The sequence below is a fragment of the Kitasatospora sp. NPDC002551 genome (genome assembly GCF_040296005.1).
Classification (GTDB): Bacteria; Actinomycetota; Actinomycetes; order Streptomycetales; family Streptomycetaceae; genus Kitasatospora.
Window position 1 is genome coordinate 18,881 of sequence record NZ_JBEOWI010000011.1, and the last position, 23,767, is coordinate 42,647.

At 75.0% G+C, this 23,767-nt stretch carries 21 protein-coding genes; 11 read left to right on the forward strand and 10 right to left on the reverse strand.

Annotated elements, in window-relative coordinates; all coding sequences use genetic code 11:
* The first annotated feature begins 65 nt into the window (after nucleotides 1-65).
* The 3 genes from ABT093_RS12980 to treZ all read left to right on the forward strand — a co-directional run bounded on the left by ABT093_RS12980 (nucleotide 66) and on the right by treZ (nucleotide 5,130).
* Nucleotides 66-812 carry a hypothetical protein gene (locus ABT093_RS12980; protein WP_350563507.1) on the forward strand — a complete coding sequence of 249 codons (747 nt, stop codon included), beginning with the start codon at nucleotides 66-68 and terminating at the stop codon, nucleotides 810-812.
* Between the two features lie 80 nt (nucleotides 813-892).
* Nucleotides 893-3,415: a malto-oligosyltrehalose synthase gene (gene treY / locus ABT093_RS12985; protein WP_350563509.1), complete on the forward strand. Its 2,523-nt coding sequence runs from the start codon at nucleotides 893-895 to the stop codon at nucleotides 3,413-3,415.
* Complete coding sequence (gene treZ, locus ABT093_RS12990) at nucleotides 3,412-5,130, forward strand: malto-oligosyltrehalose trehalohydrolase (protein WP_350563512.1); 1,719 nt, start codon at nucleotides 3,412-3,414, stop codon at nucleotides 5,128-5,130. The genes treY and treZ overlap by 4 nt, the downstream gene beginning before the upstream one ends.
* Nucleotides 5,131-5,137: 7 nt before the next feature.
* On the opposite strand, the gene ABT093_RS12995 is transcribed toward treZ, so the two are convergent.
* Both ABT093_RS12995 and ABT093_RS13000 read right to left on the reverse strand, forming a co-directional pair.
* Nucleotides 5,138-6,031 carry a transketolase family protein gene (locus ABT093_RS12995; protein WP_350563514.1) on the reverse strand — a complete coding sequence of 298 codons (894 nt, stop codon included), beginning with the start codon at nucleotides 6,029-6,031 and terminating at the stop codon, nucleotides 5,138-5,140.
* A gap of 85 nt (nucleotides 6,032-6,116) precedes the next feature.
* Complete coding sequence (locus ABT093_RS13000; protein WP_350563516.1) at nucleotides 6,117-6,818, reverse strand: thiamine pyrophosphate-binding protein; 702 nt, start codon at nucleotides 6,816-6,818, stop codon at nucleotides 6,117-6,119.
* A 55-nt stretch (nucleotides 6,819-6,873) separates the two neighbouring features.
* On the opposite strand from ABT093_RS13000, the gene soxR reads away from it, so the two are divergent.
* Nucleotides 6,874-7,377 carry a redox-sensitive transcriptional activator SoxR gene (gene soxR, locus ABT093_RS13005; protein WP_350563518.1) on the forward strand — a complete coding sequence of 168 codons (504 nt, stop codon included), beginning with the start codon at nucleotides 6,874-6,876 and terminating at the stop codon, nucleotides 7,375-7,377.
* Nucleotides 7,378-7,422: 45 nt separating this feature from the next.
* On the opposite strand, the gene ABT093_RS13010 is transcribed toward soxR, so the two are convergent.
* Entirely contained in the window at nucleotides 7,423-8,391 is a 969-nt protein-coding gene (locus tag ABT093_RS13010) for a ricin-type beta-trefoil lectin domain protein (protein WP_350563520.1), read from the reverse strand.
* Between the two features lie 287 nt (nucleotides 8,392-8,678).
* On the reverse strand, nucleotides 8,679-9,092 hold the full coding sequence (locus ABT093_RS13015) for a hypothetical protein (RefSeq protein WP_350563522.1): 414 nt from the start codon (nucleotides 9,090-9,092) through the stop codon (nucleotides 8,679-8,681).
* 239 nt (nucleotides 9,093-9,331) lie between these two features.
* Here ABT093_RS13015 and ABT093_RS13020 point away from each other — a divergent pair, with 239 nt between their 5' ends.
* The gene (locus ABT093_RS13020) at nucleotides 9,332-10,132 is read left to right on the forward strand and encodes an SDR family NAD(P)-dependent oxidoreductase (protein WP_350563524.1); all 801 of its coding nucleotides are present in this window, start codon (nucleotides 9,332-9,334) and stop codon (nucleotides 10,130-10,132) included.
* Nucleotides 10,133-10,197: 65 nt separating this feature from the next.
* On the opposite strand, the gene ABT093_RS13025 is transcribed toward ABT093_RS13020, so the two are convergent.
* Entirely contained in the window at nucleotides 10,198-11,379 is a 1,182-nt protein-coding gene (locus ABT093_RS13025; protein WP_350563526.1) for an acyl-CoA dehydrogenase family protein, read from the reverse strand.
* A 244-nt stretch (nucleotides 11,380-11,623) separates the two neighbouring features.
* Here ABT093_RS13025 and ABT093_RS13030 point away from each other — a divergent pair, with 244 nt between their 5' ends.
* Entirely contained in the window at nucleotides 11,624-12,325 is a 702-nt protein-coding gene (locus ABT093_RS13030) for a DUF899 domain-containing protein (RefSeq protein WP_350563528.1), read from the forward strand.
* A 79-nt stretch (nucleotides 12,326-12,404) separates the two neighbouring features.
* Here ABT093_RS13030 and ABT093_RS13035 read toward each other — a convergent pair whose 3' ends face one another.
* Both ABT093_RS13035 and ABT093_RS13040 read right to left on the reverse strand, forming a co-directional pair.
* On the reverse strand, nucleotides 12,405-13,286 hold the full coding sequence (locus tag ABT093_RS13035) for an alpha/beta fold hydrolase (RefSeq protein ID WP_350563530.1): 882 nt from the start codon (nucleotides 13,284-13,286) through the stop codon (nucleotides 12,405-12,407).
* Nucleotides 13,287-13,503: 217 nt separating this feature from the next.
* The gene (locus ABT093_RS13040; protein WP_350563532.1) at nucleotides 13,504-14,919 is read right to left on the reverse strand and encodes an MFS transporter; all 1,416 of its coding nucleotides are present in this window, start codon (nucleotides 14,917-14,919) and stop codon (nucleotides 13,504-13,506) included.
* A gap of 103 nt (nucleotides 14,920-15,022) precedes the next feature.
* Between ABT093_RS13040 and ABT093_RS13045 the strand changes: the two genes are divergently transcribed.
* Both ABT093_RS13045 and ABT093_RS13050 read left to right on the forward strand, forming a co-directional pair.
* Nucleotides 15,023-15,868, forward strand: a complete 846-nt coding sequence (locus ABT093_RS13045; RefSeq protein ID WP_350563534.1) for a helix-turn-helix transcriptional regulator — start codon at nucleotides 15,023-15,025, stop codon at nucleotides 15,866-15,868.
* 394 nt (nucleotides 15,869-16,262) lie between these two features.
* Nucleotides 16,263-17,348 (forward strand): DNA alkylation repair protein, encoded by a 1,086-nt coding sequence (locus ABT093_RS13050; RefSeq protein WP_350563536.1) that lies wholly within the window; start codon nucleotides 16,263-16,265, stop codon nucleotides 17,346-17,348.
* On the opposite strand, the gene ABT093_RS13055 is transcribed toward ABT093_RS13050, so the two are convergent.
* Entirely contained in the window at nucleotides 17,332-17,994 is a 663-nt protein-coding gene (locus ABT093_RS13055) for a hypothetical protein (protein ID WP_350563538.1), read from the reverse strand. The two genes, ABT093_RS13050 and ABT093_RS13055, sit on opposite strands and share 17 nt — an antisense overlap.
* A gap of 274 nt (nucleotides 17,995-18,268) precedes the next feature.
* On the opposite strand from ABT093_RS13055, the gene ABT093_RS13060 reads away from it, so the two are divergent.
* Complete coding sequence (locus tag ABT093_RS13060) at nucleotides 18,269-19,003, forward strand: class I SAM-dependent methyltransferase (RefSeq protein ID WP_350563540.1); 735 nt, start codon at nucleotides 18,269-18,271, stop codon at nucleotides 19,001-19,003.
* 88 nt (nucleotides 19,004-19,091) lie between these two features.
* The gene (locus tag ABT093_RS13065; RefSeq protein ID WP_350563542.1) at nucleotides 19,092-20,108 is read left to right on the forward strand and encodes a hypothetical protein; all 1,017 of its coding nucleotides are present in this window, start codon (nucleotides 19,092-19,094) and stop codon (nucleotides 20,106-20,108) included.
* Between the two features lie 31 nt (nucleotides 20,109-20,139).
* Here the strand turns inward: ABT093_RS13065 and ABT093_RS13070 are convergent, their stop codons facing one another.
* Complete coding sequence (locus ABT093_RS13070; RefSeq protein ID WP_350563544.1) at nucleotides 20,140-21,252, reverse strand: RCC1 domain-containing protein; 1,113 nt, start codon at nucleotides 21,250-21,252, stop codon at nucleotides 20,140-20,142.
* 129 nt (nucleotides 21,253-21,381) lie between these two features.
* Entirely contained in the window at nucleotides 21,382-21,861 is a 480-nt protein-coding gene (locus ABT093_RS13075) for an SsgA family sporulation/cell division regulator (RefSeq protein WP_350563546.1), read from the reverse strand.
* 220 nt (nucleotides 21,862-22,081) lie between these two features.
* Between ABT093_RS13075 and ABT093_RS13080 the strand changes: the two genes are divergently transcribed.
* The gene (locus ABT093_RS13080; protein ID WP_350563548.1) at nucleotides 22,082-23,716 is read left to right on the forward strand and encodes an alpha/beta hydrolase; all 1,635 of its coding nucleotides are present in this window, start codon (nucleotides 22,082-22,084) and stop codon (nucleotides 23,714-23,716) included.
* The last annotated feature ends 51 nt before the right edge of the window (nucleotides 23,717-23,767 follow it).

A 23,767-nucleotide genomic window follows, 5' to 3' on the forward strand; every position in this document is an offset into this window, starting at 1 on the left:
CCACGGTGGTTCCCGGAAGCACCGGGGAGCACCGGGGAGCACCGGGGACCGAGGGGGCGGCTGGCATGGCGGGCGATCGTCCGAGCGCGACGGAGTTCTTCCTGGGGACGCTGCTCTCCGTCCCCGGCCGGATCGCCGACGCGACGATCCGCCGCCCGCCCCCGTACCGGTGGGTGCTCTCGCGCACCCGCACCCCGCGGGCGCGGGCCGCCCGGGCCGCCGAGCGCGCCGTCGTCGAGGGGCTGATCGGGCGGCTCGGCGCGGTCGACGGGGTGGTCCACGTCGTCACCCAGCTGGACGACCGCCGGCTCGGCCCCGGGCTCGGGCTCGACCCCGGCCGCCGCCTGGAGCTGGTCTGCCAGCTCGCCGCGACCGCCTACTTCGCCACCGCGCTGGAGATCCCGGAGCTGCTGCGCCGCATCGACGCCGCCGGGGTCGCCGACTGGGGCAGCGGGCTGCGCCACGACCCCCGGCAGCCGCACCCACCCGGCTCGGTCGCCGACGCGCTGGCGTACTACCGGCACGGCGGCCGCCACCCGGACGGCTCGCCGCGGAACACCCCCGCGCTGTACGCCCTGGGGACGACCCTGTCCTGGGACGAGCCGGGCCGGCCGCCGGTCCCCGAGCCGAACGCGACGATGTTCAACAGCTCGATCTCCCAGTACACCGGGGACCCGGCGGCCCCCGGCCTGGTGGCGGCCGCCCGCGCCGAGCACGGGGTGATCCTGCGCCTGTCCCGCTCCGGGGCCGGCGGCCCGCAGCGCCCGGGCTACTTCACCGTCCCCCGGGGGTGGCGGCGCCGGGGCCACTGAGCGTCCCCGACGCCCACCGCTCACCTGTTCGGGCCAGCAGCGGGTCTTGCCCCCGCGCCCCGCCGGGTAGGCATGGAGGCATGACCCACGCCGCCGAGCCCGCGCAGCCCCGCCCGGCCGCCTCCGTCCCGTCGTTCGATCCCTCCCGCCGCCCGACCACCCCCCGGAGCGTCGCCCCCCGCAGCGTCCCGACCGCCTCGTACCGGCTCCAGCTCCAGCCCGGCTTCACCCTGCGCGACGCCACCGCCGCCGTCCCCTACCTGGCCGCCCTCGGCGTCTCCCACCTGCACCTCTCCCCGCTGCTGGAGCCCGTGCCCGGCTCCGCCCACGGCTACGACACCGTCGACCACGGCCGGATCGCCGAGCAGCTCGGCGGCGAGCCGGCCCTGCGCGCCCTGGCCGCCGAGGCGCACCGGCACGGCCTGCGGCTGATCGCCGACGTGGTGCCCAACCACATGGCCGTGCCCGCGCCCGAGCACCTCAACCGGCCGCTCTGGCAGGTGCTGCGCGACGGCCCCGACTCGCCCTACGCCCGCTGGTTCGACATCGACTGGACCGCCCAGCCCGGCCCGCCGGACGCCCCCGGGCGCGGCCGGGTGCTGCTGCCGCTGCTCGGCGACCGGCTCGGCGCCGTGCTCGACCAGCTCGCCGTGGACGGCGACACGCTCCGCTACCACGACCACGTCCTGCCGCTGCGCCCCGGCACCGAGCGGCTCGCGCTGCCCGAGCTGCTCGCCCGGCAGTGGTACCGGCTGGCGTGGTGGCGGCTGGCCCGCACCGAGCTCAACTACCGGCGGTTCTTCACCGTCAACGAGCTGATCGCGGTCCGGGTCGAGGACCCGGAGGTGTTCGAGGCCACCCACGGCCTGCTGCTGCGGCTGCACGGCGAGGGCGTGCTGGACGGCTTCCGGATCGACCACCCCGACGGGCTCGCCGACCCGCGCGGCTACCTGGAGCGCCTGGCCGAGGCCACCGGCGGCACGTACACGGTGGTCGAGAAGATCCTCACCGGCGAGGAGCGGCTGCCCGCCGACTGGCCGTGCTTCGGCACCACCGGGTACGACGCGCTGCGCCGGATCGACGGGGTGCTCACCCACCACGCGGGCGCCTGCCGGCTGGCCGGCGCGTACGAGGCGTTCCTCGCCGGCGCTCCCCCGGGCGGCGAACCCTGCGCCGACCCGCACCCGGCGCTGGCCGCCGCCCGCCGGGGCCGGGCCGACATGACCGCCCCCGAGGGCGAGCTGGCCGCCGAGGTGGAGCGGCTGGTCCGGCTGGCCGTCCGGCTCGGCGCCGCCGACCCCGCCTACGCCGACCACCCGCCGTGGCGGCTGCGCGCCACGCTGCGCCGGCTGCTCACCGGATACCCCGCCTACCGGCCCTACGTACGGCCCGGGGAGCCGCTGCCGGAGGCCTCTGCCGCGCAGTTGCACGCGGCGCTCGCCGCCGACGACGGGCCCACCGACGCCACCGACCGCTTCGTGGCCGGCCTCGCGGAGGGCGCCCTGGGCCGCGGGCCCGAGCAGGACGAGTTCGCCGTCCGCTTCGCCCAGACCGCCGCCGCGGTCGCCGCCAAGGGTGTCGAGGACACCGCCTTCTACCGGTGGAACGCGCTGCTGAGCCTGAACGAGGTCGGCGGCGAGCCAAACCGTCCCGGGCTGCGGCCGGAGGACTTCCACGCCTGGTGCCACTACGTGGAGCGGCACTGGCCGCACACCATGACGGTGCTCTCCACCCACGACACGAAGCGCAGCGCCGACGCCCGCGCCCGGCTCGCCGTGCTGGCCGAGCAGCCGGAGGCCTGGGCCGCCGAGGCCGCCGCCTGGTCCGCCGCGGCGGGGCACGGGCCCGCCGGCCGCTTCGACCCCGACAGCGACTGGCTGCTCTGGCAGACCATGGTCGCCGCCTGGCCGGCCACCCCCGAACGGCTGGTCGCCGCCGTGCTCAAGGCCGCCCGGGAGGCCAAGGTCCACACCTCCTGGACGACCCAGAACATCCGCTTCGAGCGCGCCCTCGCCGACCGCGTGCACGCCGTCTTCGGCAACCCCGGGCTGTTCCCCCGGATCGAGGGGTACGTGGCCGCGCTCGCCCCGTACGCCCGTGCCAACACCCTGGCCGCCGCACTGCTGCACCTCACCGTGCCCGGCGTGCCGGACCTCTACCAGGGCAGCGAGGAGCCGCTCTACACCCTGGTCGACCCGGACAACCGGCGCGCCGTCGACCTCGGGGCGCTGGCCGTACGGCTCACCGACTCGCCCGTGGCCCGCCCGGGCGACCTCGCCCGGGAGAAGCTGCACCTCACCACCACCGCCCTGCACCTGCGCCGCACCCGCCCGCTGGGCGCCCACCGCCCGCTCACCGCCGTCGGCCCGGCCGCCGGCCACCTGCTCGCCTTCGGCCGCGGACCGGACGTCCTCACCGCCGTCACCCGCCTGCCGTACGGGCTCGCCCGCGAGGGCGGCTGGCGCGGCACCGAACTGCACCTGCCCGACGGCGGGGACTGGACCGACGAGCTGACCGGCCGCCCCTTCCCCGCCGGGCCCGTGCTGCTCGAGGACCTGCTGGCCGGCCTCCCAGTGGCCCTGCTGACCAGGAGCGGCGCATGAGGTACGAGGTGTGGGCACCGTACGCCGCCGAGCGGGTCGAGGTGGCCGTCGACGGCGCGCGCCACCCGCTGGCCCGCGACGACGCCCGCCCCGGGTGGTGGCACGGCGAGGCGCCCGCCGGGGACTACGCGTTCGTGCTGGACGGCGGCCGCCCGCTGCCCGATCCGCGCTCTCCCCGCCAGCCGCACGGCCCCGACGGGCCCAGCCGCGCCGTCGACCACGCCGCCTTCACCTGGTCGCGCACCGGCTGGCGCGGCCGCCCGCTCGCCGGTGCCGTGCTGTACGAGCTGCACGTCGGCACCTTCACCGCCGCCGGCACCTTCGACGCGGCCGCCGGCCACCTGGACCACCTGGTCGAGCTGGGCGTCGACTTCGTCGAGCTGATGCCGGTCTGCCCGTTCCCCGGCAAGCACGGCTGGGGGTACGACGGCGTCTCGCTCTGGGCGGTGCACGAGCCCTACGGCGGGCCGGAGGGCCTCAAGCGCTTCGTCGACGCCGCGCACCGCAAGGGCCTGGGCGTCGTCCTCGACGTGGTCCACAACCACCTCGGCCCGGCCGGCAACCACCTGCCGCAGTTCGGCCCGTACTTCACCGACCGCCACCACACCCCGTGGGGCTCGGCCGTCAACCTGGACGCTCCCGGCTCGGACGAAGTGCGCGCCTACCTGATCGGCAGCGCCCTCGCCTGGCTGCGCGACTACCGGATCGACGGCCTGCGGCTGGACGCCGTGCACGCCCTCGCCGACGACCGGGCCGTGCACTTCCTGGAGGAACTCGCCGGCGAGGTCGACCGGTTGGCGGTGGCCACGAACCGTCCGCTGTTCCTGGTCGCCGAGTCCGACCTCAACGACCCGCGCACCACCACCCCGCGCGAGGCCGGCGGACAGGGGCTCGCCGCCCAGTGGAGCGACGACTTCCACCACGCCCTGCACTGCGCCCTCACCGGCGAATCCCAGGGCTACTACGGGGACTTCGCCGCCGCCCCGCTCACCGGCGTCGCCAAGGCCCTGACCCGGGGGTACTTCCACGACGGCACCTGGTCCTCCTTCCGTGGCCGCCACCACGGCCGGCCGTTCCCGCCCGCCCACGGGCACCGGCTGCTCGGCTACCTGCAGACCCACGACCAGATCGGCAACCGGGCACTGGGCGACCGGATCTCCACCGGCCTCTCCCCCGGCCGGCTCGCCTGCGGTGCCGCGCTGGTGCTCACCTCGCCGTTCACCCCGATGCTGTTCATGGGCGAGGAGTGGGGCGCGAGCACGCCCTGGCAGTACTTCACCGACCACACCGACCCCCATCTCGCCGAGGCCGTCCGCCGGGGCCGGCGACGGGAGTTCGCCGAGCACGGCTGGTCGGCGGACGCGGTGCCGGACCCGCAGGAACCGGCCACCGTGCTGCGCTCCGTCCTCGAATGGACCGAGCCCCGGCGCGCTCCGCACGCCGGACTGCTGAACTGGTACCGGAGGTTGATCAGGTTGCGGCGGGAGCACCCGGAGCTGTCGGACCCGGACCTGGCGGCGGTGCGGGTCGAGTCGGACGAGGCCGCCGGGTGGCTGCTGGTGCACCGGGGGCCCTACCGGGTGGCGGTCAACCTCGGTGCCGCGCCTGCGGCGTGGCCGCTGACGGGCGAGGTGGTGGCGGCCTTCGGGGAGCACTCCGCCGCCGGGGGGCGGTTCACGATCGGGCCGGACTCCGTTGCGGTTCTCCGGGTGTGACGCCACGTCACCAGACGAAGGAGCCGATCCGCTCGCGCAGCGCGTGCGCGTCCAGGCCGTAGGCGGCGAGGTGCTCCGGGACGGACCCGTACTGCCGGTGCTCGGCGCGCGGCACGCCGAGGGCCAGCACCCGGTGCGGACGGTCGGCGAGCGCCTCGTGCGCGTCGTTGGCGGAGGTGCCGGCCAGGTACGGCTCGACCAGCACCACGTCCGCGTTCCGCTCGGTGGCGGCGCGCAGCGCGGCGCCGTCGAACGGCCGGACGGTGGCCGCGTACAGCACGGTGACGTCCAGGTTCTCGCTGGCGGCGAGCACGGCGTCCAGCATCGGGCCGACCGCGACCACGGTGCCCCGGGTGCCGCGGCGGACGACGGTGAACCGGCCCGGCTCGACGTCGACGGCGTTCTCGTTGCTGTGGACGGAGAGGCGGACGTACACCTTGCGGTCACCGTCCGCCACCGCGTGCCGCAGCAGCCGCTCGGCCTCGTCCGCGTGACCGGGCACGTGCACCGTCCAGTCGGGCAGGGTGTCCAGCAGGGCGACGTCGCCCGGCGCCATGTGGGTGCGGCCGCCGGCCGGCCAGTCGTAGGAGCCGGCCGCGCTCACCAGCACGGCGCCGACGCCCTGGTGGCCGAGGTCCAGCTTCACCTGCTCGAAGGGGCGCTCGACGAGGAAGCTGGCGAAGGTGTGGGCGATCGGGCGCAGGCCGGTGAAGGCCAGGCCGGCGGCGGTGCCGATCAGCAGTTGCTCGCGGATGCCGACGTTGATCAGGCGGTCCGGGTGCCGTTCGGCGGCCGGCCGGAAGCCGGCGGCGCTGATGTCGGCGAGGACGAGGGCGAGGCGCGGGTCCTCGTCCAGCAGGCGGGAGGTGGTCTCGATGAAGCGGTCGCGCATGGCGTCCATGGGGTTCGGGCCCTTTCCGGTTCAGGGGTTCTTCGGCGCAGGCGCTCTTCGGCGCAGGGGTTCCTCGGCTCGGGAGTCCTCGGGCTCAGGAGTCCTTGGGCTCGACGCGGGCCACCACGACCCGCGGCCGCCCCGGGTGCTCGGCGGTGTACGCCGCGTACAGCGCGTCGTGGTCGCGGCCGTCCACCGTCTCGACCGACCAGCCCTCGGCCGCGAAGCGCGCCGCGATGCCGCCCTGCCAGCCGTGCGTGGCCGAGGAGTTGTCGACCACCAGGACGTGCAGCCGGTCCAGCCCGTAGGCCCCGGCGAAGGCCACCGCCTCGAAGTTCGACCCCTCGTCGAACTCGGCGTCGCCGACCAGCACCCAGACCGCCGGGCCGGTCAGCCCCTGGGCACGCAGCCCGAGCGCCGTGCCGACGGCGATCGGCAGGCCGTGGCCGAGCGAGCCGGAGCTGATCTCCACCCCGGGGATCAGCAGCCGGTCCGGGTGGTGGCCGAGCGGCGAGTCGTAGGCGCCGAAGCTGGGCAGCACGACCGGGTCCAGGAAGCCCTTGGCCGCGAGAACGGCGTAGTACGCCATCGGGCCGTGGCCCTTGGAGAGCAGGAAGCGGTCCCGGTCCTGGTCGTCGGCGGTGGCCGGGGTGACCCGCAGGACCCGGTCGTACAGCACCCAGAGGGCGTCCAGCGTGGAGGTGGCGGCCGGGCCGTGCTTCTCGTCGCCGGTCATCAGGGCCATCAGGCCCGGCAACTCGGCGTAGCCGGCGAGGGCCGGGATGCGGTTCGTCATGCCGTCGATGGTGCAACCTGAAGTCGACTTCAGGTCAAGCGCTACAGTGACCCCCATGAGCGCCCACGCCCCCAGCCGGCACGACCTCCTCACCATCGGCCAACTCGCCGACCGCAGCGGCCTGGCCGCCTCCGCGCTGCGGTACTACGAGAAGCTGGGGCTGATCCACGCCACCCGCACCACGGGCAACCAGCGCCGCTACACCCGCGGCACGCTGCGCCGGATCGCCTTCGTCCGGGCCGCCCAGCGGGTCGGCCTGTCCCTGGACGAGGCCAGGACCGCCCTGGACCGCCTCCCGGAGCACCGGGCCCCGAGCGGCGCCGAGTGGGACGGCGTCGCGCAGTCCTGGCAGAGCCGGATCGACGAGCAGATCGTCGAGCTGGAGCGGCTGAAGGCCAAGCTCACCGGCTGCATCGGCTGCGGCTGCCTCTCGCTCACCCGCTGCGGCCTCTACAACGCCGCCGACCGCGCCGGCGCCGCCGGCCCGGGCGCCCGCTACCTCCTCACCCGCGACCCCGCCACCGGCCCCGAACCGGCCGGCGGCGACTTCACGGAGTGACGAAGGGCCCCGACCGCGGGGGTCGGGGCCCGGGGCCCGAAGGGGTCAGTCCCAGGGGTTCGCGGGCTGGTCGTCGATCGCCGTCCAGAAGCGGACGTTCGGAAGGGTGCCGTTGGCCCAGAACGACCAGCCGCCGCCGTTGTGGAACTCCGCCATCCGCCAGTTGGCGCCGCCGAGGCTCGATGCGCAGATCTCGTCGCCCCTGGCCCGGCTGGTCAGCTCGGAACCGGCGATCGGCGGGGTCAGCTTGACCTCGCCCCAGGCCCACGCGTCCGTACTGCTGAGCGGGAGCCAGGACGGCGCCGCGCGGCCGTCACGGTAGCGGCAGAGCACCGGGAGCTCGGTGCTCGGATAGGTGTCGCCCTTGTAGGGGTTGGTCCGGCTGTCGGAGCCCACGTGCACGATGTTGTCCGAGCGCTGTTCGAGCACGCGCCAGGTCATGCCCGAATGGCCCTCCGTGGGGGCGGTCTGCCCGAGGCCGGCGAACGCCTCGCGGGTGATGTCCCACTGCTGGTAGGGGCCGTCGTTGCAGGTGAACAGATAGATTCGCCACCCGCCGAAGTTCCGCGTGGTGTTGTCCAGGCAGAGACCGTTGGCGACGCTCTTCAGACGGACGCCGACGAGATCGTAGGGCGCGTCCGCGACCTGGAACGGCGTGACGATCCACTCCTGCACGGGCGAACGGTCGCAGGAGTTGGTGGTGACGCGCGAGGCGACGACCTCAAGGCAGTAGTTGACGATGCGGTCGTCGAGCTTGAGGGTCTTGTGGTCCGCCGGGGCGCCGGGAACCGCGTTGAACTGCCAGGTTCCCGGGCGGTGGCCCGGGTCGCACACGATGGGGTTCTGGGTGTTGCCCGCCGTCCCGTCCGGACAGCGGGCGGACGCCTGGTTGAAGAGGACGGTGTAGGGCGGCGCCGGGTCCGCCGAGGCGGTGCCGGGTGCGGCGATCAGGGCCGCGACGGCGGCCAGCACGGCGAGGAGCATCACGCGGGCGCGGCGTTCGATTCGATTCACACGTTGACCTGTCTTCTCGGTGTCGGTGTCGGTGTCGGTGCGGGGCGCGGGTGCGCGCCCGACCTGGCGGGCCCGCGCCGGCACCGGCAGACCGGGGGCGGGCCCCGGCCATCATCACGAGAAGCCCTGCCGCGGCGGTATCCCACCCTTCTGGGGGGTGGGTTGAGCCGGTCGCGCGCCGCGTCACCCCACCGGGTCCACCAAGCGCAGGCGCGACCGGAGATCCCGGCGGAGGGCTCCGGCGGGCCGGCGAACTCCCCACCCGGCCCTGAACACCCCGGCGTCCGTCACGAGCTGATCGGCGCGTGATCCGCGGAGCTTCCCGGGCGGCCGCGGCCCTCGCCGGCGATGCCGATGGTGCCGTCGGGGAAGGTCCGCACCGATCGCACGCCGGGCAGCAGGTTGAGCAGCAGGCAGGGGGTGCCGATGAGGGCTGCGGCGGTCAGCAGGGTCGTCCGCATCCCGAGGAACTCGGCGGCCGGAGCGGCGACGGCGTAGCCGGCGGGCATGGCGATCAGCGAGAGGGCGGACGCGGCGACGGCGACCGCCGCCGACGCGCCGGACCGGTGCTCGGCCTGGGCGGGTCCCAGGGTCACCGCCATCACGGTCAAGGTGGCGTAGACCCGTTCCTTGAGGCGTTCGGCGACCACCATCGGGGACGCCGGCGGGCGGCTCGGCCCGCTCGCACTCTCATCGGCCACGGGTCGACCGTACGGCCGGCGCCGCCGCCGGCCGGGCAGGCACCACCGGAGACCGCGAACCGGCCGACGCCCACGGGCCGGGCGGAGGCGGGGAGGGACGTCTGTTCGTCAGCCGCCGGTCCGGCGGACACACCTTCGGGTGGGCGGACACGTGCTCGGCTCGCGGGGTGGCCGGACTCTCCTTAGCGTGGATCAGACGTTCCGCGCGCCAGGGCGGCGCCGGGGGAAGGGGAAGCGCGATGGAGAGTCTGCTGGCGGACAGGACGGCGGTCGTCTACGGGGCCGGGTCGGTCGGAGGCGCGGTGGCCAGGGCCTTCGTCAGGGAGGGTGCCCGGGTGTTCGTGGCGGGCCGTGGCGAGGCCGCGCTCAAACAGCTGGCCCACGACGTGGAGTCCGAGGGCGGCTCGCTGGTGACCGCGCGGGTGGACGCGCTGGACCGGGAGGCGGTCGACGGCTTCCTGGACTCCGTGGTCGAGCGGACCGGCGGGCTCGACGTCTCCTTCTGCGCGACCTCCACCCGGCGGCCGGGAGGGGAGCAGGGCGCGGCTCTGGGCGAGCTGTCCTTCGAGGACTTCTCGCTGCCGATCATCGACTTCACCAAGGCGCAGTTCACCACCGCCAACGCGGCGGCCGCGCGCATGCTGCCGCGCGGACGGGGCGTCGTCATGATGATGACCGCCGCGCCCTCGCGCGTCCCCTTCCCCTACACGGCCGGGTTCGGCCCGGCCTGGGCGGCGGTGGAGGCCTTCGCCCGTACCCTCGCGGCCGAACTCGGGCCGCAGGGCGTACGGGTGCTCTGCCTCCACTCCGCCGGATCGCCGGACGCGGCGAGGAGCGTGGAGAGCACGCTGGCGGCGGGCCGTCCCGAGCTGCCGGACCGGATGGCGGGCTGGCAGGACCGCTCCGCGGCCCGCAACCTGCTGGGCCGCTGGCCCTCGCTGGCGGACGTCGGCAACATGGCGGCGTTCATGGCCTCGGACCTGGCCGCCGTGTCCGCGGGGACGACGGCCGACCTGACCGGCGGCATGGTGGGCCCCTGACGAACAGCGGGCCCGGGCCCGGCGCCCCGGTCGCGGAGCGGCGGGCCCGGCCGCGCCTCGGTCGCTCAGATGTACAGCGTGTTGGCCTCCAGGCCGCACAGGGCCCGGCCGTAGAGCTCCGCGTTGGTGTCCGGGTTGATCAGGGCGTGCAGGGCGACGGCCTGGATGTCCCGGGCGATCCGCTGGAGCGGCACGTCGAGGAAGATCGAGGTACCGCCGCTGATGCTCATCAGGAGGTCGACGGCGTGCTTGGCGAGCCGCGTCGCCTCGCCCTGGTCGTTGCGGACCTGGGCGCGCTCCTCCAGCTTCCACGCCTCGCCGGTGGCGGCCTTGGCGTCCACGGTGGCCGCGGCGCGGCGGGCGTGGAACTCCGCCTGGTCGATGCTGTTGACCGCCTCGGCGACCCGCAGGTGGGTGATGGGTGCCTCGTTCTGCGCTTCGTAGTCGGTGTACGTGATCTTCCGGCCGGGCAGCCGCTCGAAGAAGACCTCCCGGGCCGCCTTGGCCAGGCCGACCGCCACGCCGACCCCGGAGGCCGCCGCGACCAGGGCGGCCGGGGTGCGCCACACCGGGGACCCGGCGTTGGCCCGGGACAGGCCCTGCGGCCGCATGGAGGCGCTCATCGGGATGACGCGGTGCTCCGGGATGAAGAGCTCCTCGGCCACCGTGGTGACACTGCCCGTACCGCGCAGGGCGCTGGTGTGCCAGTCGTCGACGAGCTTGAGGTCGGCCATCGGGACCAGCGCCATGATGGGCTCGGGCTCGGCGTCCGGACGGATCAGGATCGCGGCGATCTCCTGCCAGCCCGCGTGCCAGGCCCCGCTGACGAACTTCCAGGAGCCGTTGACCACGATGCCGCCCTCGGTCGGCACGGCCGTGCCGGTGGGGCTGTTGGTGCCGCAGACCCGGGGGGCCTCGGACGTGAAGACCTCGTCCTGGGCGCTGTCCTGGAAGAGACCGGCGAGCCAGGTCGGGATCCAGAGGACCGAGGAGGTCCAGGCGATGGCGCCGTCGGCGCGGCCCAGCTCCATGGCCACCTCCACCAGCGTGGCGGTGTCGCACTCGTAGCCGCCGTAGCGCACCGGCGTCCTGAGCCGGAAGACGCCGGCCTCGGCGAGGGTCGCGATCGTCTCCTCGCTCAGCCGGCGGTTCTCCTCGGACCAGACCGCCTGCTCCCGGAGGACCGGCACCAGCGCGGCGACCCGCTCGACGATTTCTTCCCGGGTCGGTATTCCAGTGGACGACATCATTTCCTCCTGGACGGTTCGGTTGAGTGGTGACCGGACCGGATCTCCCATTCGCACGGTCACCGGGAAACGATTTCACCGGGCGGGCCGTCGGAACATCTTCTGAATTGCCGGATCCCGGCGGCCGGCTTTTCGCGTTGAGCAATCGCGAGGAAGGACGCGGGTCGCGCGCCTGCCAACCTGGTGCCAACATCGTTCCCGCCCGTCGCTTCCCCGGCGGCGGCACCCCAGCCAGGAGGCCAGAGTGGAACTGTCGCCCATCGTCAGCAGGGACGAGTGGCTCACCGCCCGCAAGGAACTGCTGGAGCAGGAGAAGGAACTCACCCGCGTGCGCGACGCGGTCTCGGCGGCCCGCCGCGCGCTGCCGCGGGTGCTGATCGAGAAGGACTACGTGTTCGAGGCTCCCGGGGCCTCGCCCACGCTGCTCGACCTCTTTCAGGGCCGGCGGCAGCTGGTCGTCCGTCACTTCATGTTCGACCCGGCCTGGGACGAGGGCTGCCCCGGCTGCTCGATGCAGGCCGACTCGGTGGGGCACCTGGCCCACCTGCACAACCGCGACACCTCGTTCGTCATGGTGGCCCGGGCGCCGATCGCCAAGATCGAGGCGTTCCGCGTGCGGATGGGCTGGGACCTGCCCTTCGTCTCCTCCCACGGCAGCGACTTCAACCGCGACTTCAACGTGACCACCGACAAGGGCGAACTGCCCGGCGTGAGCTCCTTCCTGCGCGAGGGCGACCAGGTCTACCACACCAACTCGGTGTACGACCGGGGCAGCGAGGTCACCCTGAACACCTACAACTACCTGGAGATGACGCTGCTGGGCCGGCAGGAGGAAGGCCTGGAGCACCCCTGGGACTGGTGGCGCCTCCACGACCGCTATGACGACGCCGCGGCCAAGGGGCCCGGGGAGAACTGGTGGAACGGCCAGGACAAGTTCAGCTCCTGACCGTTCGCACGAAGGAGGAAACGGCCCGGGTGGCCGGCCCTGGCGGCCGGCCACCCGGGCCGTTCCGGCGTACCGCCGCTCAGAGTTCCCCGGCCAGGAAGCGCAGGATGAGGCTGTTGACCTCGGCGGGCCGCTCGACGAGCCCGACGTGGCCGGCCCCCTGGACCACCTCGGCGTGCGAGCCCTCGGGCAGGCCCTCGACGATGGCCGCCAGCGTCGCGTCGGTGATCTCGAAGCTGGGGTCCTCCGAGCCGAAGAGGTTGAGCGTCGGCCGGCTCGGCGGGGCACCCCAGACGGCGGCGTGCTCCTGCGCCCACTCCGGCGTGCCGAAGCGGTCGGGCGGGAAGGCCGTCCGGTAGAGGGCGAGGGCCGCCGCCAGGTTCTCCGGCGCCCGGAGGGCGTCCTTGGCGTGCTTCAGGTCCTCGGTGGCGTCGAAGCCGTCCGCCGTGAACTTCCGGTAGATCCAGTCGAGGTAGGCGAGGTCGTCCGCGGCCACCACCTGCTCGGCCACCGCCGTCTGGAAGAACCAGAAGTGGCTCAGCGCGTCGGTGCCGCGGGGCGTGAGGACCATCGGCCCGAACACCGCGAACGGCGGGACGTCGCAGACGACGAGCTTCGACCAGCGGTCCGCGTCCGCGCCCGCCCCCCACACCGCGGGGGCGCTGAAGTCGTGCCCCACCAGGACGGCGTCGCCGTCGCCGCCGAGCGCCTCGTGCAGGCCGTTCATGTCGGCCACCAGGTCGGCGATCGCGAAGGCGCCGTCCGGCGGCTGCGCCGAGGGCGCGAAGCCGCGCAGGTAGGGGGCGACGGCGCGGTAGCCCGCGTCGGCGAGCGCCGGCATGAGGTAGCGGTAGGTCGCCGGGGACATCGGGAAGCCGTGCATCAGCAGGGCCAGCGGCCCGTCGCCGAGTTCCAGGTAGGCGAAGTCGATCCGGTTGACGGTGATTCTCTTGACAGCCACAGTCGGGTCCATTCCTCGCGGCGGGAAGGAAAATGCGCGCGGCGGCCGAATCGAATTCGTCCGCGCGGCGCGGCGGACGGCGGAGCGGAACCCGCGGGAATTCCGCCGGGCCGCTCCGCCGGTCGCTCTCCGATGATCCCGGGGACGACCCCGGACCTCTTCTCCGTGGCTGCCGTATTCGGGGGGCCGGCCGTCGCGCGGCCCGCCCGCCGGACGCTCAGCGGCTCGCCACCTGCTCGCCGACCTCGAACTGCGGGTCGGCCGCCGCCTTGGGCAGCGCCTCGGAACGGGTGCGCAGGCCGAACCACACGAGGGCCACCGCGAGGAGCGTGACGACCACGTCGACGACGAGCGCGAGCCGGATGCCGTCCAGCTGCACGGTGCGGGTGGCGGCGACGGCGCTGAGGACCGGGATGCCGATCGTGACGGCCACCTGCTGGCTGAGCGCGGCGAGGCCGGTCGCGAGCCCCTGCTCGGAGTCCGGGAGGCCGGAGGTCGCGGTCACGGTGTAGGCGACGATGGAGGTGACGTGTCCGAAGAAGCCGATGAACAGGGCGGGGAGCAGCACCGCCAGCATGACCCGGTCGGTACCGAGCAGGATCAGCGGCGCGGTGGCGAGCCCCTGCACCGACAGGCCGGCGGTCAGCACGGTCCGGGTGCCGAAGCGGCCGATCGCCCGGCCCGCGATGACACCGGCGGCCACGGCCGCGAGCCCCGGCACGCCGAAGATCAGACCGGTGGTCAGCGGGGCGAAGTGCAGCACGTCCTGCAGGTACAGCGTCATGAGGAAGATCAGCGCGCTCTCCATCGCGAACACGACGAGCCCGGCGAAGTTCCCCCACTTGACGCTGGGGCGCTTGAGGATCCGCACGGAGGCGAGCGGCGCGGGGGCGCGCAGCTCGATCGCCCAGAACACGCCGAGCAGCACCACGCCGATGGCGGCGATCAGCAGGCTCTTGTCGATGATGCCGTAGGTGAACGCGAGCAGACCGGCCGTCACCGAGACCGCGCCGGGCACATCGAGCCGGACCTTCTCCGGGGCCCGGCTGTCGGCGATCAGCCGCGGCGTCGAGATCAGGATCGCGATGGCCACCGGGACGTTGATCAGGAAGGCCCAGCGCCAGCTCAGCAGGCCGACCAGGGTGCCGCCGACCAGGGCGCCCACCGTGAACCCGCCGGACAGCAGCGCGCCGTTCAGGCCCAGCACCCGCTCCCGCATCGCGCCCTCGGAGAACGAGGTGGTCAGCAGGGACAGGGCCGCCGGGGTGGCCATCGCGGTCGACAGACCCTGCAGGACGCGGGCGGTCAGCAGCGGCGCCCCGCTGTCCGCCACCCCGCCGAGCACCGACGCCACGGTGAGCAGCGCGATGCCCGCGAGGAAGAGCCGGCGGCGGCCGAACAGATCGGCGATCCTGCCGAACAGGAGGGTGAAGCCCGCGGCCGGCAGCGCGTACGCCGACGCCACCCACGGCAGGTCGTCGGAGGATATCCCGACCCCGGAACCGATCTGGGGGAGCGCGACGTTGAGGATCGAGAAGTCGACGGACAGCATGAACTGCGCGCCCAGCAGGATGAACAGGGTCATCCTGAGCCGGGTGCTCATGCGGTTCCGCGAGTCGGGAAGCGTGGTCATGCTCGCAAGGGTGGGAGATCGCCCGCCGGCTAGCCAGACACCTGCCGTTCGTCTCACTGGGAAGGCTAGGCTTGGCAGTCCTACTTTCAGCATAATGAGACTCATGGATGAGCTCGGGAAATTCCTCAAGTCCCGCCGTGCCAGGCTCCATCCGGCTGACTGCGGACTCGGCCGCTACGGAGAACGCCGCCGAGTGCCGGGCCTGCGCAGGGAGGAGCTCGCCCAACTGGCCGGCGTCAGCGCCTCCTACTACGCCCGGCTGGAGCAGGGGCTGGGACAGAACGTCTCCGACGCCGTCCTCGACTCGCTGGCCCGGGCGCTGCGCCTGGACGACACCGAGCACGCCCACCTGGTCGCGCTCGCCCGCCCCAACCGGTCGGCGACCGGCCGCGCGCCCCGGGTGGCCCGTCAACTTCCGGCCGGGCTCAGGCGGCTGATGGCGATGATGGGCGACGTGCCCGTCATGGCGCTCTCCCCGACGGCCGACGTGGTCGCCTGGAACCCGCTGGCGCGAGCGGTGTTCGGAGGGCACCACGAGGGCCTGCCCAACATGACCCGGATGATCTTCCTCGACCCGGCGACCCGGGCGCTGTTCACCAACTGGGAGGTCAAGGCCAGGTCCGTGGTCGCCCACCTGCGGATGGTGGCGGCGAGGTTCCCGGCCGACGGGGGCGTGCGGGCGCTGATCGGTGAACTGCTCTCCTCCAGCGCCGAGTTCGCCGCCCTGTGGGAGGACCACTCGGTGGCCAACTGCGACTCGTTCACCAATGTGCTGCACCACCCCCAGGTGGGCGAGCTCACGCTCTTCCAGGAGGTCCTGCGGACCGAGGAGCCGGAGCTCATGCTGGTGGCCTTCACCGTGGAGCCGAACTCCCCGTCGGAGACGGCGCTGCGGCTGCTCGGTACCCTGGCCGCGGAGCACGCGGACCGCCGGGTGACCGTCTCCTGAACGCCGCGGGCCCGCTCCCCGCGACGGGGAACGGACCCTGCGCGCCAGAGCTCGGGCGCCCCCGTCAGCCGCCGGCCGGCAGGGTGGTGCGCCGGGTGGCCGGCCGGGCCGGCCAGGTGGTGGGGCGGCCCGTGCGGCGGGCCTCGCCGTCGCCCGGCTCCGGTTCCCCGTACGGCGCCCGCCCGGGCCGTCCACCGGGGCGCGCCGCCAGGCGTCCGGCGCGAGGCCGTTGCGGGTGCACCGGTGGCCACCGTCGCGCCCCTTCCGGCCGTCCGATCCACCGCGCGACAAGGCGGGGGCCGCCCGATGTCGGTGGGGTGTGCCACGCTGCACGGGCCGGGGCGAGCGGGTAGCGCCCGCGGCCACCGCCACCGAGCCCAGGGAGACCGCCGCCGTGCCCTCAGCCGCCGAGATGCTCAACCCGGACACCGTCGCCGGACTCGCCCGGTGCCTGGCCCGCGCCGGCCAGGGCGTCGGCACCGAGGCCCTGCGCGCGTGCGGCGCGTCCCTGGACGGGCTCGGCTTCGGCCAACGCGTCGCCGCGATCCGCGACGCCGTGCTCGCCGATCTCCCGGCCGGCTACCCCGCGTTCGAGCGGGTGCTGCGCGAGGCCCTGCGCGACGAGGAGTTCGCCGGGTGGATGACCTACCCCGTGGGCGAGGCCGTCGCCGTGCGCGGGCTGGACGCCTTCGAGCCGGGGCTCGCGCTGCTCGCCGCGCTCACCCCGCGGCTGACCTCGGAGAGCGCCGTCCGCCCGTTCCTGCGCGCCGACCAGGAGCGCGCGCTGGCCGCCATGACGCCGTGGACGGCCGACCCGGACCCGCACGTGCGCCGCCTCGCCAGCGAGGGCACCCGGCCGAGGCTGCCGTGGGCGCCCCGGCTCCCGGCGCTGATCGCCGATCCGGCGCCCGCCCTGCCCCTGCTGGACGCGCTGTACCGGGACGCCTCGGAGTACGTCCGCCGCTCGGTCGCCAACCACCTCAACGACATCAGCCGCGACCACCCCGCCACCGCCGTCGAGACCGCCGCCCGCTGGCTCGCCGACCCGGCGCCGACCACCCTCCCGCTGGTCCGGCACGGTCTGCGCACCCTGATCAAGGCCGGCCGCCCCGAGGCGCTGGCCCTGCTCGGGCACCGCCCCGACGCCCCGGTCACCGTCGAGGGCCCGCACGTGCGCACCGCCGAGATCCGGCTCGGCGAGGAGCTGGTGTTCGAGTACGCGGTGACCAACACCCACGACGAGCCCGCCAGCGTGGTCGTCGACTACGTCGTGCACCACGTGAAGGCCAACGGCGGCCGCACGCCCAAGGTCTTCAAGCTCACCACCCGCTCGCTCGCCCCCGGCGAGACCTGGCGGGCCACCCGCCGGCACGCCGTGAAGCCGATCAGCACCCGGCGCTACCACGCGGGCGTGCACCTGCTGGAGCTTCAGGTCAACGGCCGCCGCCACGGGGAGGGGTCGTTCACCCTGCACCTCTAGGGTCCGTCCTCGAACCCCCGCCTGCCGGGCGACGCCCGGGCACGCACCTCGCCGCGAGGACGGCGTCCGCCAGCTCCTCGGCCGTGCGGCCGTGCCCGGCGTCGAGCCGGTCCAGTCCGAGCCGGTCCAGGTCCTCCAGCATCAGCTCCTGGTAGCGGACGCTGCGGGCGAGGAACGCGTCCATCAGGTACCGCCCGTCCTCGTCCGCCTCCGCGTACCGCCCGCCGCGCCGGATCCGGTCCCGGAGCACGGCCTCCTCGGCGGTCAGCCACAGCGCGGCGGTGCCCGGGCCGACCAGCCCGGCCACGGCGGCGGGCCACAGGGCGGAGCCCTCCAGGACCAGGCCGGGCCCGTCGCCGTCCGCCACCCGCCCCGCGACCAGCTCCTCGATCCGGGGCCGCAGCCGCGCGTAGTGGCCGAGCACCGAGGCGATCAGCTCCTCGACCGACAGCGTGCGGTAGTGATCGGCGACGTGCGGCGGCAGCTCCCACCCCGGCACCGGCCACGGGCGGCCCGGGTGCCGCGCCAGGGTGTCCGTCGACCGGCACTCGAAGCCGAGCCGCTCCGCCACCACCCGGGCGAGCGTCGACTTCCCGGTGTGCGACGTCCCGCCGATCAGCACCACCCGCAGCATCTCGCCCGTCATGCCGCCGACTCTACCGAGCCGCGGATCGAGACCGAACCTTGATCTCGACCGCCTGTTCCGCCACCCCGGCCGCGCCGTCAGGAGGCCCCTTCCCGGCCGTCCGCGACGGCGCCACCACCCTGCGGCCCACCCCCGCGGGGGACGCGCCGAAGCGCCGCCGGCCGCACCGAGAGCACCCCTCACAGACCCTTCGCGGCAGGCCACTTGGAGGTGAGAGCGCGCCCGCGAACTCCTAGGCTCGGGGGTACCGATCCCCCTCCCGGAAGGGCCGCCCTTGAACCGCTCCGTCCGCTCCACCGACGACGTCCTCGCCCTGCTCGACGGGCTCTTCGCACCCGCCGCCGACCGCTGGACCGACCGGGCCGCCGACTGGTGGGACGACTTCTACGCCGACCGCTCCTCCGGCCGGCCGTTCTTCGTCGACGCCCCGGACGAGAACCTCGTCGCCCACCTCGACCGCGGCCTGCTCGCCCCCGGCGCAAGGGTGCTGGACGTCGGCTGCGGGGCGGGCCGCAACGCCGTCCACCTGGCCGGGCGCGGGTTCGAGGTGGACGCCGTCGACCTCTCCGCGACCGCCCTCGCCTGGGCCCGCGAGCGCGCGCAGGCGGCGGGCGTCTCCCCCCGGTTCCACCACGGCAACATCTTCACCGTCGAACTCCCCCTCGCCCGGTACGACTTGGTGTACGACTCGGGCTGCCTGCACCACCTGCCGCCGCACCGGCGGATCAGCTACCTCGCGCTGCTGGAACGCGTCCTGGCGCCCGGCGGGCACCTCGGGCTGACCTGCTTCGCGGCCGGCGCGATGGGCTCGGAGCTGCCCGACGCGGAGCTCTACCGCACCGGGCGGCTGGACGGCGGACTCGCCTTCACCCCGGACGAACTGCGCTGGATCTTCGGCGGCTTCACCGAGGCGGAGATCCGCCCGATGGTGCCGCAGGAGCCCGGCTCGCCGCTGTTCGGCCTGCCCGTGCTGCTCACCGCGCTGTTCCGCAGGCCGCCCGCCGGCTGAGGCTTGCGCCGGCGCGGGCCCGGGGTAGTAGTAGGGGCGGGGTGGCCGGCCGGCCAGTGGAGCAGGCGACGAGAGGGGACGGGACGCGATGTCCGCCGAGGAGACACCGTGGGAGGCCGCCGTCGGGCGCGCACTGGGCTTCCTGCACGGGGCGCTGGGGCCCGACGGGCTGCCGTCCGCCCGGCCCGGCACCGACCCGGAGCTGCGCGCGCCGCTCACCGGCGCCGACGCCCGCCGGCACCTGCTCACCCGGTACGGGGTGGACCTCGGGTTCGACCCGGACCGCGAGGGCCTCTCCGCGATGTGGGGCCTCGCACTGCTGCGGCCGGGCGGCGAACGGCCCGAGGAGCGCGCACTGGTGGCCGCGCTGGCCCGGCAGCTCCAGCCCTACGCCCACCCGCAGCGGCCGCGGTACCGCCTCTTCCCGGCCGGTGTGCCGTTCGCCGCCGACACCGGCAGCACCGCGCTCGCGCTCTCCGGGCTCGCCCGGCACGGACTGCTCGCACCGGACCGACAGGACTCCCTCGTACGGGAGCTGCTGGACACCCGGATCGGCCCGGACGACGGCCCGATACCGGCCTACTGGGAGGACACCGACCGCACCTCCTCGCGCGGCCGCCGCTACGACGCCGTCATCGCCGCCGACGTCCTCTTCGCCCTCCACCTGCCGGGCGCGGCGCACCGGTTGCCGCACCCGGCGGCCGAGGCGACGCTCCGGTACGTCCAGCAGCACCTGAACGGCCCGCGCACCGGCACCCGGTACCACGCCTCCCCCGAGGCCTTCCTGCACGCCGCCGCCCGGGCGTCCACCGTGGTGCCCGCACTCGCCGCACCGGCACGGCGCGCGGTCGAGCACGTGACCACCCAGTTCGCCGACACCGCGCTCGAACTGGCGCTGCTGGTGCTGGCCGGCGAGTACACGGGCGCCGCCGTTGACCTGCCCGCGCTGCGCCGACGGCTCGCCGACGCGCAGCTTCCGGACGGCTCCTGGCCGGCCGCCGGCTACTTCCGCACCGGGAGCGTGCCGCTGTACTTCGGCTCGCCGCACCTCACCACCCTGTTCGCGGTCCGGGCCCTGCGCCCCGAGACGGCGCCGGGACGCTAGACCGCCGGCACCCCGGACGCCCGTACGGACGTCAGTGGACGAGGCTGAAGTCGCCGCCGACCGGGGCGGCGATCCGGTCGGCCGGGGCCAGGTCGGCGAGGGCGGCCACCGGGGTGCTGCTGTCGGCCGTGCCGCCGTTGCCGAGCTGGCCGGAGCCGTTGCCCCCGCAGGAGCGGACCGCGCCGTGGGCCAGCAGCACGACGGTGTGCTCCCGGCCGCCGGCCACCAGGCGCACGCCGGTCAGGCCCGGGACCGGCACGGGGGTGGTCCGGAAGGTGGTGGTGCCGTCGCCGAGCTGTCCCGAGGTGTTCTGCCCCCAGGCCGTGAGCCGGTGGTCGTCGCCGCTGACGGCGAGGCTGTGGTGGCCGCCGGCCGCGATCCGCACGACCCCGCCGGACCAGCTCCCCCGGGTGGGCACGGGGGTGTAGCGGTTGATCGTGGTGTTGTCGCCGAGCTGACCGGCGGCGTTGAAGCCCCAGGCCTTCACGGCGGTGCCGCCGCCCGCAGCGGTGCCGCCGGTCACGGCGAGGCTGTGGTGGGCGCCGGCCGCGATCCGGGTGACCGCGCCCAGACCCGGGACCCGGGCCGGGACGCTGCGGCCGGCCGAGGTCCCGTCGCCGAGCTGGCCCTTGGCGTTGTGGCCCCAGGCCCACACGGTGCCGTCCTCGCGCAGCGCCAGGTTGTGGTGGAGGCCGGCGGCGATCGCGATCACCCGGTCGAGACCCGCGACCCGGACCGGGACACCGCTGCCGGTGCCGCTGCCGGTGCCGAGCTGCCCGTGGGCGTTGTCGCCCCAGGCCCACACCGTGCCGTCCTCGTGCAGGGCCAGGCTGTGCGCACCGCCGGCGGCGACGTCGGTGACGTCGACCAGGTGGCGGACCGGGCCGGGCGCGTTGTGACCGAGCAGGGTGCCGTCGCCGAGCTGACCCGAGCCGTTGGCGCCCCAGGACCGCACGGTGCGGTCAGTCAGCAGCGCCAGCCCGTGCCCGGTGGCCGCACCGGCCCCGCCGGCGGCGATCCCGAGCACCTCGGTGCCGGTCAGCCCGAGCACGGCGGTCGCCCGGGTGTGCTGGGCGGCCCAGGAGCCGTCGCCGAGCTGACCGGCACGGTTGTTGCCCCAGGCCTTGAGCCGCTTGTCCGCCACTTCTTCTCCCGACGTGTGCGTGGGCGGGCCGCAGCGCCGCGCCGACGGATACCGACGCGAGGACCGCGTCCGCTCCGTAGCCAACCAGACACGGGGCGTGCCCGGGCGCCCATCCGCGCGGGTCGGGCCTCACGGCCCCGGCGAGGCGGCGCCGCCGTCGCGCAGGCGGCGCAGGAGCCCGTCGAGGTCGAGGTGGGCGCGTTCCCGCCCGGTCGGGACGAGGCGCTCGGTGCGGGCCAGGAAGACGCGCACGCGCTCGGCGTGGGCGTGCAGGTCGACGCTCCCGCCCTCGCCGGCGAGGGTGATCCGCACCGAGCCGGCGGCCCCGGCGGACCCGCCGGAGCCGGGGCGCACCCGGACGCTGCCGAGGCCGCAGGGGCCGAGCAGGCCGGCGGCCAGCAGCTCCCGGGCGAACACCCAGGTGATCGGCGCGGCGAGGTCGGTGTGGTTGTCCAGGAAGACGGCGTACGGGTCGGCGGTGCGGTAGCGCAGCCGGGCGGGAACGGAGATGGTCAGGCCGGGCCAGACGGTGACGCGCAGATCGAGCGCGACCGCGCAGCCGCCCTCGGCCCCGCGCTGCGCGGGGACGCGCGGATCCTCGTCCGTCATGACCGCCCCCGGGCGCGCAGAATCGTTTCTCCACAACCGCCCGGGGCGGCGAAGTCAGGTCTCACGGCAGGAACAACGAGCCACCCCGGCTTCGGCAACCCGCCCCGCGCGGCGATCACCCTCGCCACGCCGGACGGACCAGTCCGGCGGGCGGGTCGCCGGGCCGCGGCCTAGGCTTCCGGAGCGGAACCCACCCCGGCGGCCTCGGAACGGAACCCCCATGCACCCTGCGCTGCGCATGCACCCCGTCCTCCGCGGCGCCGGAGCACTGGGACTGGCCGTGGCCCTGGCCGGCGGCGGCGCGTGCCAGAGCGGCGCCACGGCGGGCTCCGCCAAGGTCGAACCGTCCACCCCCGCGACCACCCTCGCCTCGCCGGCCACCACCGCGACCGCCGCCCGGACCGTCCCGGCGCTGCCGGCCTCGCTCACCGGCCAGCAACTCGACTGGCACGCCTGCCCCGCGCCCTCCACCGCCCAGGGCGGCGGCGAGGCCCCGGGCGCGCCGTGGGAGTGCGCCGCGCTGAAGGCCCCGCTGGACCACGCCGATCCGAACGGGCGCACGATCGACCTCGCGCTGATCCGGATGCGGGCCCACAGCGGGCAGCCGAGGATCGGCTCGCTGATCTACAACTTCGGCGGCCCGGGCGCCTCCGGCGTCGCCACCCTGCCCGCCCTCGCCCAGGACTACACCGACCTCAACACCCGCTACGACCTGGTGGCCCTCGATCCGCGCGGGGTCGGCGACAGCGCGGGCGTGCGCTGCCTGGACGACGCCGCCACGGACGCCTCGGCCGGCGTCGACGGCTCGCCGGACGACACCGCCGAGGTGCGGGCGCTCGACGAGGCCAACGCCGCCTACACCTCCGCCTGCCAGCAGAACTCCGCCGGCGTCCTGCCGTACGTCGACACCGTCGCGGCCGCCCGCGACCTCGACCTGCTGCGCCAGGTGCTCGGCGACGACACGCTGCACTACTTCGGCTTCTCCTACGGCACCGAACTCGGCGGCGTCTACGCCCACCTGTACCCGGACAGGGTCGGCCGCCTGGTGATGGACGCCGTCGTCGACCCGACCGAGGACCCGCTGCAGGGCGCGCTCGGCCAGACCAAGGGCTTCCAGCTCGCCCTGGAGAACTTCATGAAGGCCTGCGCCGAGCAGGTGGGCGCCGAGTGCCCGACCGGCCCGGGCGGCGAGCGGGGAACTCAGCGGATCACCGCCCTGCTCCAGGGCCTGGACGCCACCCCGCTGCCCGCCGGCGGCGGCCGCACGCTCACCCAGGACCTCGCCGTCACCGGCATCGCCGCCGCGCTCTACAGCGAGGCGAGCTGGAACGCCCTCGCCATCGGCCTCCAGGAGGCGATGCAGGGCGGCAGCGGCACCACCCTGCTCGCCCTCGCCGACGCCTACCTGGGCCGCGACGCCCAGGGCCACTACAGCAACCTGATCGCCGCCAACCGGGCCATCACCTGCGTCGACGACCGGCCGCGCTACACCTCCGCCGACGTGCAGGAGCAGCTGCCGGTGTTCCGTCAGGCCTCGCCGGTGTTCGGCGAGTTCGCCGCCTGGGGCCTGACCGCCTGCTGGCCCTGGCCGGTGCCCGGGCAGAGCGAGCACCCCGACGTCAGCGCCCCGGGCGCGGCGCCGATCGTGGTCATCGGCAACACCGGCGATCCGGCCACCCCCTACGAGGGGGCCCGCGCGATGGCGCGGCAGCTCGGCACGGGCGTCGGGGTGACCGTCACCCTGCGCGGGCAGGGCCACGGCGGCTACGACACCGGCAACAGCTGCCTCAAACAGGTCGTCGACCAGTACCTGCTGGACGGCGTGGTGCCCGCCGACGGCACCACGTGTACGTAACAAGCCGCCACCAACCTTCCACCCCGGTCGAGGACTTCGCGGAACGACGCC